The following is a 19658-nucleotide window of genomic DNA, read 5'->3' on the forward strand; positions in this document are numbered from 1 at the left end:
AGTGGCGGTACACTTCTCGGGCCGAGTGAATTGTTTCAAGTCTTGACCCCGTGAGCACATGTCCAACTTGCACGCTGCCCATTACGCCGACGCGATGGTGCGTGTCGATGCACCTCTGATCCGCAATGAAGCCATCGCGGAGAACACGTATCTGCTTCGAGTGGCGGCGCCGGGAATTGCTCGCTCGTTTCGGCCGGGCCAGTTTGTCATGATTCGCATGACAGGGGTGAATGCACCGCTGATCGGTCGCGCATTTGCGATTTACGATGTTCACCCCGGTGCGGATGGCCAGCCAGAATCGATCGATCTGATTTACCTTCGAAAGGGATCGCTGACGGTTCCGTTGTCGGAGGCACCCGTCGGAACGATGGTGACGGTCTGGGGGCCACTCGGAAATGGATTCGACGATCGGCCCTGCGATCGATTGATCATGGCGGTTGGTGGAATCGGCCAGACCCCGATGTTGGCCGCGGGCCGCGACGCGACTGAGCGAGGGTGGGCCAAGAACGTCGAGCTGATCTACGGGGCTCGGCGAGCGTCGTTGTTGGCCGGCGTCGATGATTTCCGAGCGGCTGGATTGGAGGTGACGACTTGCACCGACGATGGATCGGAAGGTCGCACCGCGCGAGTTCCCGATGTGTTGGCGGATCGGTTGGAAGCGATCCAGCAAGAGAGCCCTGACATTCGAGTGCGGGTGATCACCTGCGGACCCGAGATCATGATGGAGAAATCCGCCGAGGTCTGCGAGCGTTTCGGTGTCGATTGCCAGGTTTCGATGGAAACGCCGATGGCGTGCGGGATCGGGATTTGTTTCTCATGCGTGGCCAAGGTCAAGCAAGACGATGGCGAGTGGGATTACAAACGCACCTGCGTGGAAGGTCCGATCTTCGACGCTTGCAAAATCGTTTGGGACTGAATGCGGCCTGAGTTCGCTTCGTTCGTTCAGGCGTTGCGGGAAGCTGCCTGCGGCGATGATGCCAGCGGGCGGATGCATTTGTCTTGAGCGAGTGGCGTGAATCAGTCGCTGTAGGCTTGGGCGAGTTTTTGAACAACGTCGGCGACGGTTTGTCGGTACTCGGCTGGTTCTAAAACCTCCGCATCACTGCCGAGAGCCAAGACCTTGGGCAGGAGTTCGCGTGGGTGTGACGCGGGCACGGTGAGGATCGTGTCTGACGCGGGGTCGTCAGGGTCGACGAGTTCCAGTTTTTGCTCGGGGTGCCAGGGGTCTTCGCGAAGGTAGGACGCGGAACGGTTGCCCAAGCGGATTTTGACGGGCGTGCTGCTGTCGCCTGAGAAGATTCCGATGCTCTTGCTGAGGAACTCGTTCAGGTTGATCTTGGGGTCCGGTTTGAAGTAGTCGTCCAGGACCGTGGCTTGCGTGAACCGGTCGAGTTTCCAGTTGCGGAGTCGTTCCGATTCATCAGTGACTTCGGGGGCTGCGGCAACGACGTAGATACTGTTTTGGTGGACCGCCAACCCGTAGGGTTCGATCTGTCGCACGGAGGCTTCGCGGCCAATGGGTTTGTATTTGATTTCAACCACCCGGTGTTCCAGGATCGCGCGGTTGATCGTCTTCAGCATTCCCGATTGGGCTTCGTAGGTTTTGCTGGGCGTGCCGGAGACATAGAGGACTTTTCGGTATCGCTGGTAGTGTTCGTAGACGCCTTCCGGGATCGCTTCTTGGACTTTGTTCCAGAACGTTTCGATGCCGTGCCAGTACTGGGTCCCCATCAGCGGGTAGAGCAGTTCGCGGCCGATCGACAGGGCGATCAGTTCGGTCGCCGAGAAGGCGATCTCGTGGACGGCGGTGTGATTGCGGCCGAGGCGATAAATTCGCCCGCGTTCCAGGACCTCGTTTTGAATGTCGTAGCCCGCGCCCTGAAGTGCCTCGAGGTCACGGCGGACGGTGCGGGTGTGAAGCGTCGATAGCCCGAGATCCAGGATCAGGTCGCCGCGCAGTTCGTCCAGGGTTCGGCCAAAGCGTGAATCTTCGAGGAGTTGCAGAAGCTTGTGTTGGCGGATCAGTTGTTCGTTGCGTGCCACGTCGAAGGTGCCTGGGGCAGATGGTCTAGAGCAAGATGCAGATGGCGTGAGCAGGTTCGGCAGGGGGCCGGTTTGTCAGGGAGTCAAGATCGCTGGAAAGTCAAGATCACTGAAAAGTCAAGATCACCGGGGTGCCGCGGTGCGATCGCGGTGACTACCGAGACTTGCGGTTCGTTTTGGGTGACGAATTGGAGGGTTTTGATGACTTGGACGAAACACGAATTCGCTGCATGGAGATTTCCCCGTCGGCCGTTTTTTCGACTTGGATTTGGGGGCCGGGGCGGCGTCCGCGGCGGGGGCCGGCTTCCAGGGGCGTGAACCGTTTGTTGATCGGTTGCAGCAGTTTGGTCAGGCAGTAGCTGTTGATGCTCAGGCCGAGTTCGGACGCTTCTTGGACGGCAGTGGAGTGCATCGACCGGGGCAGACGAACGGTGATCATTCGTTCGGGTTCGTGCTCCTTGGTCTTGGAGCTGTCTTGGCTGCGGATCGAGGTCATGATCTCCAGCAGTTCCGCGAACTCAGGGCTGGACTCAAAGTGGCGACGTTGAGCTGGATCGGGGAACAGCTTCCAGACGACTCCATCGCAGCCCATCATCTCGCGATAGAAGACGACCCAGCTTCCGGTTTGAGCAAAGACTTCACCAGCCAGTTTCAGGACCATCTGCGGGCGATCCTCGTAAGGCATCTCGGGATCGAACGGCGACAACTTGACGGGGCCGGTCGTTGGCGTGACCGATTTGGCTTGCGCCTTGGTGGCGGAGGTCGCCGTGCCGGTGGACCGAGCCAAGTCGCTGGCGTAAACGGCCGGCTGGGCGTCGCTCTCGACAGCCGGATCCACCGACGTGACCACCGATTTTTCGTTCGCTCGCGAAGCGGAGGCTTGTCGGGTGTCGGTGGAATCAGTGCGGCGGTAAGGCGATGACGTCATGTCGTGAGCGAGAGGGGCTGGAGGTGCACGGGTCGTTTGGGACGTGGTGCCATCCTCCGAGGTGATCAAACGTGCTCGCGGAACCTTTGCTAGCAATTGGACTTACGTCGTTGCTTGGGTGCTGCACGTTTTTTGTGCACGCCCTGTCCTGGCGGGGGTTCGCGAGGCTGCCTCTTTTTTGAGCACGGGAAAAGCGGTTGAAATGAAAGTGTCCACTTCAAATGGGGCAATGGAATTTTCGAAACAATTTGGTGGAAATGGATTGGCGGTGTCTTGGTCGTTGGGTTCGGGATTGCCATGGGGATGCTCGTTTCGGGGTGGGCGGTGTGAGAGAATTTTGGGAAGCTCTGAAGTTGAAAAGCCGGGATGAACTTCGGCTCAACGGATCCCACACCGAACATCACAAGGAAATGCCCATGGCCAGCGAAGCACTGATCAATCAGCTCAACGAGATTCTCAAGCACGAATGGACCGGGGTCGCTCAGTACTCCCAAGCCTCATTCATCCTGGAAGGCGTTTGGCGAGAAGTTTACGCCGGCAAGTTCTTGGGCGATGCGAAGGAATCCTTCGGGCACGCTCAGTTGGTCGGCGAGAAGATTTCGGCTCTCGGCGGAGTTCCCGTTGCCACTCGCAACGAGATCAAGCAGAGCAAGAACCTGGTCGAAGTGCTCGAGTTCAGTCGGGACTTCGAAGCCAAGGCTGTGGAGATGTACACGCAGGCAATCGAGCTGGCGGAACCACAACGCAGTTTGGTCGTCTTCCTCGAGGACATCTTGAAGGAAGAGCAAGAAGGCGTCGACGAGTACACGAAACTGCTGCGTGACACGCCCGCTTCGCACTCAGCGATGAGCGGCGAGCCTGTCCGGAAGTCTGGCTGAGCCGACCGTTTTTTTGCCACCGCTTCCGTGGTTACGAAGGCGTCGAGCACTCAGCGGCAATCCTCGTTGGAGGGTTGCCGTTTTTTTTGCGCACGCAGTCTTGAACCTGTTCGGCTCTGGCTGAAGTCAGTGTTCGTGCGAGGCGTCTGGCGGCGCGAGTTGTCCGCCGTCGCTGCGGAGGAATGTGACCAGTTCTGCGACTTGCGTGGGGGTCAGTGAATTCAGCAGGCCGAGCGGCATGGGGGAAACGGTCGACGGGCTTCTCTGTTCCACTTCTTTTGGGTCCAGGATCACGACGGAATCCGGGTTGGAAAGGTCGGTTTGAATGTGGAGTTGATCCGATTCGATCGAGACGACGTGTCCCGTGATCACGCGGCCGTCCACGGTCAGGAATCGATCAAAGCGGCCGACATCGTGAAGGTCGATCGATGGTTGCAAGATATGGCGGATCAGTTCCGTGTTGGAATAGCACATTCCGATCCCTCGCAGGTCGGGGCCGGCGGCTCGGCCGTATCCGGCGACACGATGGCAGGCGTCGCAACGCGCGGTCACGAATGCTTCGCGGCCCGAGTTGATCACGGCCGGTGAAGCGGGCGGGATTGAGATCGCGGCCAAAGCTTCCAGCGTGTGTACTCGGGTTGCGATCGATCGCAGTTCCGCCAGTGGCGCGGAAACTCGGAATGGATCGGAGGTCTTCCAGAATGGGCGAAGGGTGGGAGTGTCGATCGCGTCGAGGATCTGTCCGGCTTGCGTGGCAGAGAGTGGGCGTCGCAAGGCATCGGTGATCGCGCCGAAGGCCTGGAGGCTGCCGACGAGTCCAGCGGATTGCACTGAAGCCAAGGCGACATCGAAGCTCGGATCGTTCGCGGATCGACGGAGCGATTCGATTGCACCGGGAATTAAATTTGGATGCTTGGCGTGGCAGCGACCAAGGTCTAGCACCGCGTCGCAGCGAACAGAGGAATCCGCGGACTCCAGTGCTTGCAGGATCCTGTCCGGCCGAACCAGTTCTGCTCGTTGGTCGCTGGGTTCCGTCTGGCTCGGTTGCGGGTTGGCCGGAGGTGCTTGCGACGATGCAGAGGGGAGGCCGCTCAGAATGGTGAGCAGGGTCACGGCAGCGAGGCGGCTCAGCGGCATCGAATCAAATCAGACTTTGAAATGCAGTGCGTTTTGAGAGTCGATGCAGCGTCCTTCAGGAAGCGATCAGCATCGACAGGGTAACCCGCGGTGGGTTGGAACGGATTGGGGCCGAGCCAGCGGTCATCAAAGAAGTGATTCAGAAAGGTCATCGCGATTTCGCGAAGGCATTTCGCGTGCAAGGACGACATTGCAACGGGCACAAACGAATCGCCTTTGACGGTGAAGTGCATTCTCAGTTGATGCTTCTCGGTCTCCACATCGTAGACGCTGCAGCGACTGGTTTCATCCACCACGCGAACGATGGCGTCGGGAAAGGTGGCCGCAATGACGCCGGCGTAATAGCGTCGCCCGCCGTGTCGGTCAAAGAAGATCTGCCCGTGCCGGTGGGAGTCCAGTTTTCGCGACTCGATCAGAGAGGCGACCAAGCCCAGGCTGGTCTCACCCAAGAGGTCGCTCTTGTTGGCGGACGCACCGGTGATGGGCGAAGGTTCGCAGAACGCGTTGAAGGCTTTTGCGGTGACCAGTCTCGTTTGCGCGTCGGTGAGCTTCCAGTCGGGCAGCGACCAGGCAGCGACTGCTGGTGAGACGGCGTCTTCCGTCAGCCAGGTGTTGGGCAATTCTTCCAGCCAGTTCCCTGGTGCCAGCATTTCTGCGAGCCACGGGACGGCAGCCACGTCCTTGAGGTCATCGGGGATCAACGTCTGCAAGCGTTCTTGCCAAGTGGATTCGGGGCGGCTCATCGAGCGATGGGCAAAGGAGAGCACCCGGTGCAGATTGCCCAAGGGCGATGTGTCGCCGCGTCGCTGAGTGCGACTTTGGAAAATGCGTTTGGAGTCGTCGACCCGGATCCGCTGCCCGTTGATCAGCACCGGCGTCTTCATGACCTCCCATGTCGCCGCGAGCGTGTCGTCCCAAGTCGACGATTCGGCGGGGCCTTCCCAGAGTGTCGCGGCGACAACCAGCGGTCCGAGTTTCGGTCCATAGCCGGCTTCGTCAACCGCGATCAGGTACATGCTTGGGATTCAGTTTCCGGTGGTGATTGATAGTTCTCCGCAAAACGGATCATCAGTTCTTCGTTGCTGAGCAGGGCGTCAACAACATCGGATGCCCATTGTTTCCCACGACCTTCCTCGAAGATCTTGCGGACTTTCTTAAGTGGCATGCCGCGACGATAGGGGCGGTCGCTGACCATGGCATCAAACGAATCCGCAACGGCCAGGATTTGTGCCGCACGGGGAATGTTGTCACCGGCCAGTCCGTCTGGGTATCCGCGACCGTCCCAGGATTCATGGTGGTGGCGCACGGCTGGGAGAATGTGCCGGAAGGGGCGAATTCCCTTGAGGATCTCGTAGCCCAGAACGGGGTGTTGTTTGATTTGGTCGAATTCTTCGGCGGTCAAGGCGCCCGGTTTTTTCAGCACTGAATCGTCGATGCCAATCTTGCCGATGTCATGCAAGATGCCGGCCAGTTGCAAGGAGTCCGAATCGTACTGAGACATGCCCAGGCGACGAGACAGGGCAACGGCAAGGTCGGCCACTCGGGAGCTGTGCCCGCAAGTGTAGGCGTCCTTGGCATCCAGTGCGGATGCGAGAGAACGCACCATGCCTTCCAGCATCGATTGCATTTCGATGTACTGGCGTTGGTTGACCAAGTGCATCGACAACATCATCAGGACCGAACGCACCAGGTCGATGTCAACGGTGTTGAATTCAGGTTGATCGAGTGTCCGGATCGCGACCATGCGTCCCAGGTGAGTGCTGCCGCGGTGGATCGGCAAGATCATCAACCGGCAGTTGCTGAGTTGTGGTTCGGCGCTTTGGTTGACGATCGTGATGTCACGGACAATGCCATGAGTCTTGGCGGTGTGTCGCCACGCGGCAGCGATGATCGCTTCTAGGTTCTTGGTGTCGACCGGTTCTCCGATGGCCAATCGTTCCGGTTCATCGTCGACGCATTCCGGATCCGCCGGGCAAAGTTCCACCACTGCGGTTTGCCAGGGAACGCAGACGGAAAGTTGTTTCAGCATGTCGATGCAAATCGCGTTCGCATCGCTTTCCAACTCCAGTTTCGCGGTCAGATCATGGATCAACCGAATCTCTTCGAACTTGTCCGAAAGAGAGATCGAGAGTTGTTCGATGTCGTTGACGAGTGTTTGGTTGACCCGCTCCATCGCATCGTGAGGATTGGCACTGACGTTGTTTGCTTCTTCAGCAGCTCGTTCGGCAACACAGATCCCAGCCAACACGCTGGCGTGCAGCGGGTCGATGTCGGTGTTCGATGTGGTGAAGGAAGCGGTCATGCAAAACCGTACCACTTCGATGACACTTGGCAGGCAATCAATCGGTTTTGCTTGTGGTGGTCGACAGTCCCCCCCGTTCGTTTATTCCGACTGTAGCAATTAGTCTTTGTCGTCGACGTCTCGCTCGATACTGCGACGCTCATTCTTAAGCGCTAAGCTGACTCGTTGCAGGAGTTCACGTTCGTCGTCGGCCAGTGAATCGACTCCGTCCCGGTGCAGTCGCTGGAGAATCTCATCGACGCGAGACGCATCATCCGCTTCGCGGTGCTCTCTTGCCATGGCTTCCCGCAGGCGTTGTTGCTGTGCGGCGTCTTGGCGGCGGACTTGGTATCGCCGCCAGCTTGCCATTGGCCCAAACTGGCCTCGAAATCGACCGATGGGGTTTTGCTCGCCGACCTCGGTGTACTCGGCTCTCCGGACGATCGATTCGTAGATGGCGGTTAAGTCTGACGATCCAGCGGAGGTGAACAGCCAAAGGGACAGGGCAACGACACCGGCCACGGCTGGCCAGGCCAGTCCACCCGCCTGCGAGATCACACCGCTGGAATGCAGCAGCACGTTGCCGCCGATGAGTGTCAGCAACGCCATTGCGATCACCCAGGCACGCATCGCACGAAGGCATGCTCGTGGGTCTTGTTGGGGGCCACCACCGAACAATGCGAAAACCAATGCCCAGCCGACTCGTCCGAGCGACTGAGGCAAGGGAAGCAGATTCCAAATGCCTTGCAAGCACCACAGCCAGGCTGCCGCAGCCCAAGGGTCGTCCAGCCAGACGATCGGACCGCCACTTCGCGGTGCGTCCATCGTGAGGAAGGAAACACCGATCAGTGACAATGACCCGAGTCCAAGTGCCAGCATGCAGAGTGACCAAATCATCAACACGCCGGACACTGAGATCCCATGTGGGCGTTGCGTGGGAGCGGTCCAGACGCCTCCCGCCGTGACGATGCAACCACCGCGGTGGACTTTCGCGATTCGTTGGTGCCCGACCGCGATTCCGGTTTGCACCATCAGGCCGAGAGCCCAAGACCCGATCAGCCAGCCCATCCACTGGGCAGCCGGCGCCCAGCTGGAAGCGGACGCGTTGTCAGACAGGTGCGCGGAAACACCAAAGGCGATCGCGGCGAACAGGCCCAGTGGCAACGACATCGCGACGGAGATTTCCACGCCAGCGATTTGCAGGGCTGACCAACGGATGGAGCGACCGAAGCACATGGATTGCTCGATCGCTTCTTGATCGCGCAGCAACGCTGCAGAGGAGTGATCGCCGGGGTGCACCGGAGTCATGGCAAGTACGAGAAGAACTGTGGAGCGAACCGAGGGGCAATCACGACGCGGAACTGTCAGATCGCTTGCGTTTGATCATCGTCAGTTCATTGCCAACTTCATTGTGATGGATTTCGTCCATGAAGGCACTGATCAGTAACAGCCCACGTCCACCAATCGATTCCAGGTTGGCGGGATCGGTGGGATCAGGCAGCGCCGAGACATCATAACCGGGGCCTTGGTCGCGGATGACGAACACGGCTTGGCTGCGTGTGGCGGTCAGCGTCACATAGGTTCGACGTTCGTCGAACGGAGGTAGTTCGCGGTGCCGCCGAATCTTTTCTTGGTAAGCCTCGCCATTGTCGACTTCGCGAAGCGCGGATTCGACTTCCAAGTTGCCATGGATCATCGCGTTGAGGATGGCTTCATCGAGAGCCATCGCGATTTGGGTCCAGGTCATTTCGTCGAACAGGTGCAGTTGTGCAAGTTCCTGTTCCAGTCTCGCGATCACGGCGGGAACCAACTGCTCGTGGCTGGGAAGCACCAGTTCCAACTTGATTCTGGAGACGCATTGATCGATGTCGGTCGCTTGCGATGCCGAGCGGCTGACCTTGAGGACTTGTTCGACCGTGTCGACCAGGCCTTCCGCTGCCAGGTGCAAGGGGATGTAGGTGGCGGCGCCTCGCATCAGTGCTTCGCCGGCGACCGGTTCAGCACCCTCTCGCGTGATCAGGATGATCGGAACACGGGGAGCGACCTCACGCAGTTTTTCAACCCAGCGAATCGCAGCGGTGCCAGCGTCACTGGACGGAGAGCTCGATTCCGGCGAGTTAAAACTGGATGATTTACACTGCGGAAGTTCCGTGATGATCAAATCGAACGAGGCGACTTCCAGCTCTTGGAGGGACTGGTCGCAGGACGCAACTGCAATCACTTCACGAGAATCGTCGTTCAGGATGCGCACCAATTCATTGCGCGCAACAGCCTCGGATTCGACAATCAGAACGCGATCACTCACGGGCGGTCCTCCGCGGCAGACGAACAGTCACTGGGACGGGTGCCACTCACCCGCCGACAGATACTGTAGGTCGGCGTCTCGGGTGATGAAACCACCCGAGATAGGACGCAGGTTGTGATCGCTTGGTTCTCAGTGGTCCGCGTAGACCATCGTGGACTCTTCTTTGGTGACGGGTTTGGGCGACTGATCGCTGGTCACAATGGCTTTCACCAAGTGCGTGTCGGCAGTCACCCCGCGAACACGAATGCGGTAGGTCCGTTCGGAACCGGCCGGCATTTCTTGCTCAGGTGCGAAGACCATTCCGCCTTGTCCGTCAGGGCGGACTTCCGCGTCGGAGCCCAGCACTTCCATGCCAGGTGGGACCATCAAGCGGACTTGGACGTTCGAGTCGTTTCGCGAACCCGAGTTTTGCAATCGGATTTCGTAGGTGGTTTCGGCCCCTTGTTCGATGGGGTCAGCCAAGTCCGAAATGCTGAAGCTGAGTTCCGATTGTGATTCGACTCGGACGGTGCTTTCGCTGGTGGCTCTTGAGTTGAGGTCCGCCGTGGCTTCCAGCTGAATGGCTTGTTCGCCCTCTTCAACCGGCAGCAATGTCAACGGCACCTTGGCTGGTTTGCCAGGTGGCAATGAGGCGACTGACCACAGGACGGCGTGGCGGTTGGGATCGTAGTACCCTGCGTTTTCCGTGCTGACGAACGTGAAGCCGCGATCCAAGCGAGCGATGATCTCGACGTTGGTAGCGGGGGCGGTGCCACGGTTGATCAGCTCCACTTCGTAGGTCGCTTGGCGTTCCAGGAAACGCAGTCCAGGACCGGTCAAGCGGATGTCGATTTCAGGGGCGACCACTTCGACTTCCACAGTGTGGCTGGTGGGTTCCGCGTCGTCGGACACCAAGTGCACGGTGTTGCGGATGAGTCCTGGCTCGACGGCACGCATTCGCAAGACTTCACGTCGGACTTCACCGGGACGCAGGGTGCTCAGGAAAGAATCCAGTTCCCGGCCGCCGGGGTGGTCCATGCCTTCGGGAACATCTTCGCGAAGGACCACGTTGGTGGCCGCACCCGAGCCGACGTTGGAAACTTCCAGTTCGATTTCGAGTTGTTGGCCGATCAAGACCTTGGCGGGTGCGTGCTGAGTCACCTTGAGTTCAGGACGCGTGCTTCGCGTTCGCACGGAGGCGGCGGCTTCGAAAGTCACACGAGCGATGCTGCCCAACTCGCCTTCTTCGACGGGGGTCAGGTTCATCGTGATGATGCGTTGTTCGCCCGCGGGCAACGAACCGAGTTCCCACGTCAAGGCGTCGCCTTGCATCACTGGGTTGCCCGATGCGTCATTGAATCGCATGCCTGCTGGTATGGTGTCATGAACGCGGACGCCGAGGGCTTCTGCCGTGCCGACATTTTGAACGTTGAGTTTGAACGTGGCGGGTTGTCCGACTTTGACTTCCGGTGGTGCTTCTTTGTGAATCACAATGCTGGGCGTTTGCATGCCTTCCAGGCGTCGTTCGCCAGGCATCGAAAACGCGGTGGGCTGAGCCGCGATTGACTGGTTGCCGCCATATCCATTGTTGGCTCCGGGAGCCGCGTAACCAGCACCAGGCAGTTCGCGTTGGCTGGCAAAGCGGGTCGATGCCGCCGGTGACGGGTCGTTGTAGCCAGGGGCTGTGTTGTTGGTGTTGGCTCCATAAGCCGATGCGTTGGAGGAACCAAATTGATCGGCTGAGCCGAATTGATCGGAAGTGCCAGGTTGGTTGCTACCAGCGTACGGTTGGTCGGCACCTGCGAATTGGTCGGGGGCACCGTAAGCGGTGGGAGCCGGAGCTGAACGCAGGCCGTTGGGGCTCATTGGTTCAGGTTGGCCGAACTGATTGGGTTGGTCGTATCCCATGTCGCTTGGGCCGTTGTGGTTCATCCCGCCAAACGAGGCGTCAGCGGGTGGTTCCATGTTGGCCGCCGCTTGGGATTGAGGGGCTGGCAAGTTTGGCAGGGAGTCATCGGGCATCTGCATGGGCTCAGGCATCCGCATGTCATTGGCGGGGATGTCGGAAGGAGCTTCGTTTGCAAAGCCGCCGGCGGCTGGGGGGCCAAGTGGCTGATTGGGGGCATTGCCACCGGCTTGGGGATCGGCGGGCATGTCGCCGAACGACATGCCTTGCATGTTCATCGCGGGGCCAGCGTCTTGTGGTTGTTCAGGCGTCGTCATCGACACGCTCATGTCGGGCATTCCAAATCCGCCCGGCATCGACAGGTCGGCCTCTGGCATCGCCAGATTGGCTTCCGGCATTGAGCGGGCTGAAGCGTCTTCGGGTTGATCCATCGGTGGCATGCCCATTCCGATCGAAGCGGGCATCTCCATCGCAGACATGGTCATGCTGGGACCGGCGTCTTGCGGTTCGCTGGATTGCGTCGCGGGTTCAGGCATCGAGAGCGGTGTGGGGCCAGCGGCCGGTTCGTTGTGGCTGGCCATTTCAACGGGTTGTGAGACGAACGTTTCGTCCGAGTAACCCGTTTGCTGAATGGTTCCTGGATCCGACGAATCGTCGTAGGCGCCCAGGAAGTTCATGGGCCCGCCGTCGTCGGTGGTGGGCATCGAAATCGGAGATGGCATCTCGGATTGCCAGCGAGGCGCATCCAAGGCTGGCACGTTTTGATCGGCCAGGTCGGTGTCGCGAGGGAGTTCACTTTGTTGCGCTTGTGCGGCAGCAAAAGCCCCAAGAAGAATCGTTGCGACTCCGCCGGAGAGGCGGTAGCCAATTCGTTTGCCGAAAATTTCCATCGTTCGCATTCCTTTGCGTGTCTTTCGCTTCATCCTGGCGAAAGTCTGGTTCCAGGCTTGACGGGGTATCAAAACCATCTGCCATGAAACAAGCCCAGAATTGGAAGTCGCGACGGTTATAGGAGCAAATTCCGAATTCGTGTGCGATGAACCACAACGGAAGCACGCGGGGAACTCCGTTCGCTGCGGTAACCGTGGGCTAGCGATGGGCTGTCAAAAGGTTGGTATTGACACGGAAAATGCGACGTTGATTTTTGTTCTGTCCTACGCCCCAACGGGGCAGCTCTAAGATAGCCCCAGGCATCGCCTGGGGTTTCGTTACGGAGATTCCGACACCAGCCCCAACGGGGCGGCCCTAAGAAAGACTCCCCAAAACCCGCTAGGACCGCCCCCGTTGGGGCTTTGTCATCTTGGTCCCGCCACAACCCTGGGCTGGCATAGGGCTGCCCCGTTGGGGCGAAGTCGAGGAACAAAACCTGCGCAGTCCAAAGCGGTGTCAATACCAACCTCTTGACAGCCCAGGCTAGCGCCCGTCGGCTGATCGTTCGATCTGGGAAATGGATGAAATCAACAGGCTGCCACGCCCTATCCCTGCACAAGAACTCGTTTGGTTTTCATCCTCTTGGTCTTGGCAGGGCGTGCCGTTTCGAAGTGCTGTGCATCACACTTCATTTCGGAGGAGGTATCAGCATGCAGGAACACGCTGAAATGCGGCATCGATCAGCTGCACGACCTCCTTGGAGGGGGCGAAGCGAGCGTCTGCGTCGAAAAGGTTCGCATTTTGCCTAGCTCCCCATGTCTGCGTTGACACGGTTGGAACGAGTTTCCTAGTGTCCGCCCATGGTCTGCTTCAATCGTTCGTCCACACGACCGATTCCCCGTTCGCAATCGCCCGCTTTGGCGAGCGTTCGGTGCTGCGCCTCGCTGATCATGTTGTTGCTGTTGTGCTGCACTTCATCGGGGTGCATCACATCGCGGTATCTCGAAAATCGTTCGATCCGCGAAAATGCTCTGACCAATTCGTTGCACTTGCTTCGGTGGCGCGGCCCCGAAATAAGTGTTCGGACTCAAAGCACACTGCGGCGCTACGGGCTGATTGAGACGTATCAAGACGACAGCCAGATCTGTCTGCACCGGTTGCAGGCACTCAACGCCCAGAACCCCGACACGGAATTGGCGTATGCCTTGTCCGAGTTGTCTTATGTCGAGGGCAAGATTGCCGATCGCGACGGGCGTTCCAGCGATGCAATGAATCATTACGGCATCGCGCTGACGACCAGCTACCGCTATTTGTTCGGCAACCAGTTGGGTGAGGTTCGCAATCAGTATGACCCGCAATTTCGAGCCGTTTGCGATTTGTACAACGAGTCGTTGGAGGACCTGCTGCGTCTGTTGTGCGCTGAAAATCGCTTGCGCCCTGGCCAGACTTACACGATTCAAACGGCGAATCAAAAGTTCGTGATTCGCGCCGAGATGCGTGGTGCCTGGCAGGAAGACGAATTTGATCACTACGAATTTGTGAGTGATTACGACATCAAAACGCTGAACAATCGGCACACCACGTACGGTCTCGGTGTGCCGTTGATCGCTGTGCGGAAACCACGTGGCGAAGGCCATCCCGAAGAAAAGTACTATCCCGAAGGTTTGAGTTACGCGGTGACAGCGCTGCTGCGCTGTTCCACCGAACCATCGAAGGGGCGTGGCGGAACGGGAACAACCGGTGGCCTGGCGAACGTTGGTGATTTGGCTTCGGTGCAACAGGTGTCGCATACCGCCTCGCAAGCCAACGAGTTTGGTGCTGCGGATGAAAACGTGGTTTGCGTGTTGGAGTTCTTTGACCCGTTGCGAGCGAACCAGATTCAATTGGCCAATGATTGGGTGCCACTGGAAACCGATCTGACCACCCCGTTGGCGTTCTTCCTCGACAGTGAAGAGTATCGCAAGCGAGATCGAGCGACCGAAGGGTTGCTCGATCCAGACGACGCACAAGAGAAGCGTGGTCTATACATGTTGGAACCGTACGATCCCAACCGGATCCCGGTGTTGATGGTGCACGGGCTTTGGTCCAGCCCGTTGACGTGGATGGACATGTTCAATGACCTGCGAAGCTTTCCAGAAATTCGTGAACGCTATCAATTCTGGTTCTATCTGTATCCCTCTGGGCAACCGTTCTGGATCAGTGCGACTCAGTTACGCGGCGATCTGTTTGCGATGCGTCAAACGTTTGACCCTGCGGGCCAGGATCGGGCGATTGATCACACCGTCTTGGTGGGACACAGCATGGGCGGGTTGGTCAGTCGCATGCAGACGATCGACAGTGGCGATGACTTTTGGAATCTGGTCAGTGACAAACCCAAAGAGAAGCTTCGAGGTCCGCCGCAGGACATCCATAAACTTGTCAGCTCCTTGGAGTTTCGCCCGAACCAATCCGTTGGTCGGGTGATCACGATTGGAACGCCGCATCGAGGCAGCAACCTTGCCAACACCACCACGCGTTGGTTGGCCGGCAAGGTCATCAAATTGCCACGCATGGCGGTTTCAACCAGCACTCGTTTGACACGCGCCAATCCAGGATTCTTTCGTGACACGCGGTTGCTCACAGAAGCCAATGCAGTGGACTCGTTGGCTCCGGATTCACCGATCTTCCCCGTGATGTTGCGGGCGAAGCGATCGTCGCATGTGAAGTACCACAATATCATCGGTGTGTTGGACGATCCGCCGCTGTTGGCGGGACGGCATCACCGAGGGGATGGGGTGGTGGAATACTCCAGCGCGACGATGGAAGACACGCAAAGTGAGCTGGTGGTCGATGCGACGCACACCAAGTTGCATATGACGGGCAAAGCCATCTTCGAAGTGCGACGGATTCTGCTGGATCACCTCGAGGAGGTCGATTCCGAAGACCGCTTGGCTTGGGCACCTCAGTCCTCGACACCGTTGATGAGCGATGGAGCTTCGGGGATGATCACCGATGTGGCCCCCAATCTCTCCGGCGGGCGTCCGTCGGTCTATCAGCTGATGAGCAGCCCACCGAGCGAATCGTCTCGGCGGTAGTTTCTCTCCCAGAGACTGTGCGGGAAGGGATTTTCCTCGCTGCATTTCTCGATCGCAGATTTTGACAGTGTGGAGCGATCTTCCCTCCTGTCAGGCGGGTGGTTGGATCAATTGCCATCGCGTCTGGTTGGGGTGCGGCATTGTCCCCGTTGGTGTTGAATGGGGCGCCGTCGAGTCTGGATTGACGAGGGCTCGCAACCGGCACAGGCGTCCCATCCCGAATTTCACGCTCGCTGAATCCGCGTGCGGGGGATGGTTTCGCAGCGGCGAAAGAGGACGTTTGGACTAAACTGCTCATCCCGCGTGTCATCTCAGTTTCTTCCTTTCACTGTTGTTTTGATTCTATGACTGCTACCGCCTCGGAGCATCCTGCAATCGGTCCGGTTACGAAAATCTGCTGCATTGGTGCGGGATATGTGGGCGGTCCCACAATGGCCATGATCGCTCACCAGTGTCACGACATCGAAGTCAAAGTGGTGGACATCAATGCCGCTCGGATCGCGCAGTGGAACAGCGATGAGTTGCCGATCTATGAGCCCGGTCTCGATGACATCGTGAAAGGCCGTCGTGACCAGAATCTGATTTTCACGACGGAAGTCGATGAGGCGATTCGCGACGCCGACATGATCTTCATTTCGGTCAACACGCCGACCAAGACGTTTGGAGTGGGTGCCGGCCGCGCTGCCAATTTGGAGTTCATTGAAAAGTGCGCTCGAAAAATTGCCGAGGTTTCCGTGGGGCATAAAATCGTCGTTGAAAAGTCGACATTGCCCGTCCGGACCGCGGAAGCTGTCAAGGCGATCCTGGCGGAAGCGACCAGTGGCGCAACGTTTGACGTGCTGTCCAACCCCGAATTTTTGGCGGAAGGGACCGCAATCGATGATTTGCTGTCGCCCGATCGTGTTTTGATTGGTGGGGAAAGCGATGCTGCCGTGCAAGCTCTCGTGGAGGTTTACGCCCAGTGGGTGCCGCGCGAGAGAGTGCTGACAACGAATTTGTGGAGCAGCGAGTTGTCCAAGTTGACCGCCAACGCCTTCTTGGCTCAGCGAGTGTCTTCGATCAATTCGATCTCGGCACTTTGCGAGGCCACTGAGGCAGACGTGGACGAAGTTGCGATGGCGATCGGGATGGATTCGCGGATTGGTCCCAAGTTCCTGAAGGCATCGGTGGGCTTTGGGGGCTCGTGCTTTCAGAAAGACATTCTGAATCTCGTTTACCTCTGCGAGTACTTTGGGTTGCCCGAAGTGGCCGATTATTGGCAGCAAGTCGTGACGATGAACGACTACCAAAAGCGACGCTTTGTCCACCGCATGGTGCGGACGATGTTCAACACGGTGTCGGACAAGAAGATCGCCGTTTGGGGATTCGCGTTCAAAAAAGACACCAATGACACCCGTGAATCAGCGGCGATCTACGTTTGTCGCGATCTGTTGTTGGAAAAGGCTCGGTTGTCGATCTACGACCCGCAAGTCACCAAGGCGCGAGTTGTGGCGGACTTGGAAGCGGTTTTCCGGAATGGTGATCAAGAGATCAGTGCTGCCTCGCGTCAGTTGATCGAAAACAACATCGAAGTGGTCTCGGATGCCGAATCCGCCGCCAATTCCGCACACGCAATCGCGGTCCTGACGGAATGGGATGAGTTCGTCACGGCGGATTTTAAGAAAATCCGGGAAGGAATGCAGAAACCGGCCTTCATCTTCGACGGTCGGAACACGCTGAAGGGGCTGGGGCTTGAGGAGATGGGGTTTGATTACCAAGGCATCGGATTCCGACGCTGAGTCGGTTCGGCGGACGCGGTGGGCCCATTCGAGCCAAGTCATTGACTTCCAGGTGGGCTGCATTGGACCGTTCAAGACGCTACCGTGGAGGGGGTTTTGCTTGGTCCCGAAGAGGTAGTGGCGGCGAAACCCACGATATGAGCATTGAAAGGGGGATTAATCCTCTCCCGCTGTTCGTTCAATTACAATAAGATCGGCGGCGAACATGGTTGCAAGATTGCTTGCAATTCGCTCTTTGTGAAAATGAAGGGTGACAAGAAGGGCTGGGATTGGTCCTTCTTTTGCAGAGGCATGAACCACGTTTGACCATTCAAGTCGCGCACGGTCGCAAAAGAATCGTGCGTCTGGTTTTCGCAACGAAGGGTACCGATGCAAGTTAGACTGCGAGTCCAATCGGGCAGCCACGAAGGCAAAGAGATCGAGGTCTCCGACAAGAGATTCTTGATTGGACGTAGTGAATCTTGTCAGCTTCGTCCGAAGAGCGAGTCGGTCAGCCGCCGGCATTGCATCTTGGCGATCAAAGATGGCCGCGTCCTGGTTCAGGACCTGAAAAGCCGCAATGGAACGTTCGTCAACGACAAACGTTTGCCAGCGGACAAAGCCAAGGTCCTGAAGGACGGCGACAACCTGCGTGTTGGCAAGTTGATGTTTTCGCTTGTCATCGAGCACGGTTTGCAGGCTGCGAAAAAGCCCGAGGTCAAAAGCGTTGCTGACGCAGCGGAGCGAACCAAGGAGAGTTCGAGCGACGACAGTCGCTTCGAAGATGTCGATGTCGATTGCTGGTTGGACGAAGCGGACGCGATTGATCGCGTTCGTAAGCAAACCGACCCGGACACCCGCCAGTTCCGCCTGGATGACAAAGAGGGTGAGCAAAGCGACGATTTGTCCGTCGATGGCACGGTGATGATTGAAGACGTGCCTGGAAAGAAGCAGAACGATGACACTCGCATGTCGTCCGACGATGACACCAGCACGGGCTCGCGAGTCATTCCCCCCAAGAGCAAGCCTGGCAAGTTGCCAGAAGGGGCCAAGAAAGCACTCAAAGAGAATTCGCGAGACGCTGCCGACGATGCTTTGAAGCGTTTCTTTAGCGGCCGTTAAGGCATGAAAACAGTTTCGCTCGCGATGTTGTCCAACGAAGCCTTGGCGGATGCCTATCTGGGCCGTGATGCCCGGATGGATTCTGCTTTCACCGAGCTGTTTCGCCGTCATCGCGACTTGGTGTATCGCGTGTGTGTTCGCTGGTTGGGGCATCATCAAGACGCCGAGGACCTGACGCAGGAAACGTTCCGCCGCGTTGCCGCGTCGATTCAGTCATGGGATCGAACCCGACCGATTGAACCTTGGTTGACCACGATCGCCGGCAACCGATGCCGGACTTTTTTGGCAAAGCAGCGAACCAAACCCCGGTTGTCGGGAATTGATGATTCGCACGTGGCCATCGCTGGAGTGGATTCCCCGGCCAACGGCATTCAAGCGACCCAGTCGCTTCGCGACGCGATGGAGTCCTTGGCCGCTTCGCCTCGGCGAGCGTTTGAATTGGTCCACTTTGACGGGATGTCCTACGACCAAGCTGCTCGCGTGATGGGCCATCCCGCGGGGACGATCAAGACTTGGGTGCACCGAGCGCGACTGCAGGTGATCAACCGCGTTCGCGAATCAGGAGGTGTCACGTGAGTCATCACCCCGTCTCTCCTGTCACGACGTCGTCTCCTGTCAAAACGCCCCCGGCGTCTCACGCTCTGGCGACCGGTTCCGGTGGTGGGGGCCCTGCCTGCGACGCGTTCGAGTCGCGTTTGAATCAGTGGATTGACGCGGACGCCGAAGCGGACATTGACAACGATGGGCATCTGATTGATTGCCAACATTGTCGGCAGACGCTCGCGATTTGGCGGCACTTGGAAGTCGGAGGCCAGGATCTTGGTGGCAACCTGAACGCTGCAACGGCCAAGGCGTCATTCCGGCGATTGGCTGTCCGTTGGTCGGTGGCAGTCGCAGCCTGTTTTTTGGCCGTGATTGTTTTGCGGGCACCGGGCACTCATTTGTCGGTGGACCAAGCGAATTCTGGCGTGGGGACCACGGGCGATGGGCTACAATGGAAAGGTGCGTCACCCGTGCCGAGCCATTCTGAGTGGCTCGCGAAGGGGACCGTTGCGAATGCTCTCTCGGGGGAAGCTTTCGGCCTCCAAGACGAGGTGCTTTCGCCGAAGGGGGCATTGCTCGTGTCCGGTGAGGCGGCGGTGGATTCAACCTCGAACCAGTCCATGTTGCTGGCTCAGTGGATCGCGCAGTCGCGTCCAACCGTCGCACAGCTAAGCGTCGGTGTCGCGCCGCTTGGCAGGACGCTGCAACGCACCGCCAATCTTTTCTACTGATTGCTTTCAACATTGAGTCCTCATGAAAGACACCTTTTCAAACTCGGATGACAGGAAGGTGTCGAGTCGGGAGAAGAGGGGGCGTGTGAAAAGAGGCCGGGCGA

16 protein-coding genes are annotated in these 19658 nt (G+C 58.3%); 7 read left to right on the forward strand and 9 right to left on the reverse strand.

All coding sequences use genetic code 11. From position 1 onward, the window contains the following. Positions 1–58: 58 nt before the first annotated feature. Positions 59–916 (forward strand): dihydroorotate dehydrogenase electron transfer subunit, encoded by an 858-nt coding sequence (locus UH5x_RS00090; protein ID WP_047817228.1) that lies wholly within the window; start codon positions 59–61, stop codon positions 914–916. Between the two features lie 101 nt (positions 917–1017). Here the strand turns inward: UH5x_RS00090 and UH5x_RS00095 are convergent, their stop codons facing one another. Beyond that, the gene (locus tag UH5x_RS00095) at positions 1018–2043 is read right to left on the reverse strand and encodes a helix-turn-helix transcriptional regulator (protein ID WP_047817227.1); all 1026 of its coding nucleotides are present in this window, start codon (positions 2041–2043) and stop codon (positions 1018–1020) included. Positions 2044–2197: 154 nt separating this feature from the next. Continuing rightward, positions 2198–2971 carry a hypothetical protein gene (locus UH5x_RS00100; RefSeq protein WP_482634285.1) on the reverse strand — a complete coding sequence of 258 codons (774 nt, stop codon included), beginning with the start codon at positions 2969–2971 and terminating at the stop codon, positions 2198–2200. A gap of 416 nt (positions 2972–3387) precedes the next feature. Here UH5x_RS00100 and UH5x_RS00105 point away from each other — a divergent pair, with 416 nt between their 5' ends. Further along, on the forward strand, positions 3388–3849 hold the full coding sequence (locus UH5x_RS00105; protein WP_047817259.1) for a ferritin-like domain-containing protein: 462 nt from the start codon (positions 3388–3390) through the stop codon (positions 3847–3849). A 126-nt stretch (positions 3850–3975) separates the two neighbouring features. On the opposite strand, the gene UH5x_RS00110 is transcribed toward UH5x_RS00105, so the two are convergent. From UH5x_RS00110 to UH5x_RS00140, 7 genes are all read right to left on the reverse strand, one after another. Further along, on the reverse strand, positions 3976–4986 hold the full coding sequence (locus tag UH5x_RS00110; RefSeq protein ID WP_482634286.1) for a heme-binding protein: 1011 nt from the start codon (positions 4984–4986) through the stop codon (positions 3976–3978). Next, on the reverse strand, positions 4977–6002 hold the full coding sequence (locus tag UH5x_RS00115) for a hypothetical protein (protein WP_482634287.1): 1026 nt from the start codon (positions 6000–6002) through the stop codon (positions 4977–4979). The genes UH5x_RS00110 and UH5x_RS00115 overlap by 10 nt, the downstream gene beginning before the upstream one ends. Next, a complete protein-coding gene (locus UH5x_RS00120; RefSeq protein WP_047817224.1) occupies positions 5993–7288 on the reverse strand; it encodes an HD-GYP domain-containing protein in 1296 nt (431 codons plus the stop codon). Before UH5x_RS00120 ends, UH5x_RS00115 begins: the two co-directional genes overlap by 10 nt. 99 nt (positions 7289–7387) lie before the next feature. Further along, on the reverse strand, positions 7388–8575 hold the full coding sequence (locus UH5x_RS00125) for an AAA family ATPase (RefSeq protein ID WP_482634288.1): 1188 nt from the start codon (positions 8573–8575) through the stop codon (positions 7388–7390). 40 nt (positions 8576–8615) lie between these two features. After that, complete coding sequence (locus UH5x_RS00130; RefSeq protein WP_047817222.1) at positions 8616–9572, reverse strand: ATP-binding response regulator; 957 nt, start codon at positions 9570–9572, stop codon at positions 8616–8618. A 129-nt stretch (positions 9573–9701) separates the two neighbouring features. Further along, a complete protein-coding gene (locus UH5x_RS00135) occupies positions 9702–12380 on the reverse strand; it encodes a COG1361 S-layer family protein (protein WP_482634289.1) in 2679 nt (892 codons plus the stop codon). A gap of 794 nt (positions 12381–13174) precedes the next feature. Beyond that, on the reverse strand, positions 13175–13318 hold the full coding sequence (locus UH5x_RS00140) for a hypothetical protein (protein ID WP_160311448.1): 144 nt from the start codon (positions 13316–13318) through the stop codon (positions 13175–13177). Here UH5x_RS00140 and UH5x_RS00145 point away from each other — a divergent pair. From UH5x_RS00145 to UH5x_RS00165, 5 genes are all read left to right on the forward strand, one after another. Next, on the forward strand, positions 13287–15401 hold the full coding sequence (locus tag UH5x_RS00145; RefSeq protein ID WP_482636090.1) for an esterase/lipase family protein: 2115 nt from the start codon (positions 13287–13289) through the stop codon (positions 15399–15401). The two genes, UH5x_RS00140 and UH5x_RS00145, sit on opposite strands and share 32 nt — an antisense overlap. A gap of 344 nt (positions 15402–15745) precedes the next feature. Continuing rightward, complete coding sequence (locus tag UH5x_RS00150) at positions 15746–17179, forward strand: UDP-glucose 6-dehydrogenase (protein ID WP_482634290.1); 1434 nt, start codon at positions 15746–15748, stop codon at positions 17177–17179. A gap of 369 nt (positions 17180–17548) precedes the next feature. Continuing rightward, the gene (locus UH5x_RS00155) at positions 17549–18280 is read left to right on the forward strand and encodes an FHA domain-containing protein (protein ID WP_047814853.1); all 732 of its coding nucleotides are present in this window, start codon (positions 17549–17551) and stop codon (positions 18278–18280) included. Between the two features lie 3 nt (positions 18281–18283). Further along, a complete protein-coding gene (locus UH5x_RS00160) occupies positions 18284–18856 on the forward strand; it encodes an RNA polymerase sigma factor (protein ID WP_482634291.1) in 573 nt (190 codons plus the stop codon). Next, positions 18853–19554: a hypothetical protein gene (locus UH5x_RS00165; RefSeq protein WP_482634292.1), complete on the forward strand. Its 702-nt coding sequence runs from the start codon at positions 18853–18855 to the stop codon at positions 19552–19554. The genes UH5x_RS00160 and UH5x_RS00165 overlap by 4 nt, the downstream gene beginning before the upstream one ends. The last annotated feature ends 104 nt before the right edge of the window (positions 19555–19658 follow it).

This window comes from Rhodopirellula sp. UH5 (assembly GCF_056839225.1).

Coding starts and splice junctions, on each gene's coding strand:
- UH5x_RS00155 (WP_047814853.1), top strand. CDS start 17,549: ATGCAAGTTAGACTGCGAGTCCAATCGGGCAGCCACGAAGGCAAAGAG.
- UH5x_RS00135 (WP_482634289.1), bottom strand. CDS start 12,380: ATGAAGCGAAAGACACGCAAAGGAATGCGAACGATGGAAATTTTCGGC.
- UH5x_RS00105 (WP_047817259.1), top strand. CDS start 3,388: ATGGCCAGCGAAGCACTGATCAATCAGCTCAACGAGATTCTCAAGCAC.
- UH5x_RS00125 (WP_482634288.1), bottom strand. CDS start 8,575: ATGACTCCGGTGCACCCCGGCGATCACTCCTCTGCAGCGTTGCTGCGC.
- UH5x_RS00160 (WP_482634291.1), top strand. CDS start 18,284: ATGAAAACAGTTTCGCTCGCGATGTTGTCCAACGAAGCCTTGGCGGAT.
- UH5x_RS00120 (WP_047817224.1), bottom strand. CDS start 7,288: ATGACCGCTTCCTTCACCACATCGAACACCGACATCGACCCGCTGCAC.
- UH5x_RS00115 (WP_482634287.1), bottom strand. CDS start 6,002: ATGTACCTGATCGCGGTTGACGAAGCCGGCTATGGACCGAAACTCGGA.
- UH5x_RS00090 (WP_047817228.1), top strand. CDS start 59: ATGTCCAACTTGCACGCTGCCCATTACGCCGACGCGATGGTGCGTGTC.
- UH5x_RS00100 (WP_482634285.1), bottom strand. CDS start 2,971: ATGACGTCATCGCCTTACCGCCGCACTGATTCCACCGACACCCGACAA.
- UH5x_RS00150 (WP_482634290.1), top strand. CDS start 15,746: ATGACTGCTACCGCCTCGGAGCATCCTGCAATCGGTCCGGTTACGAAA.
- UH5x_RS00110 (WP_482634286.1), bottom strand. CDS start 4,986: ATGCCGCTGAGCCGCCTCGCTGCCGTGACCCTGCTCACCATTCTGAGC.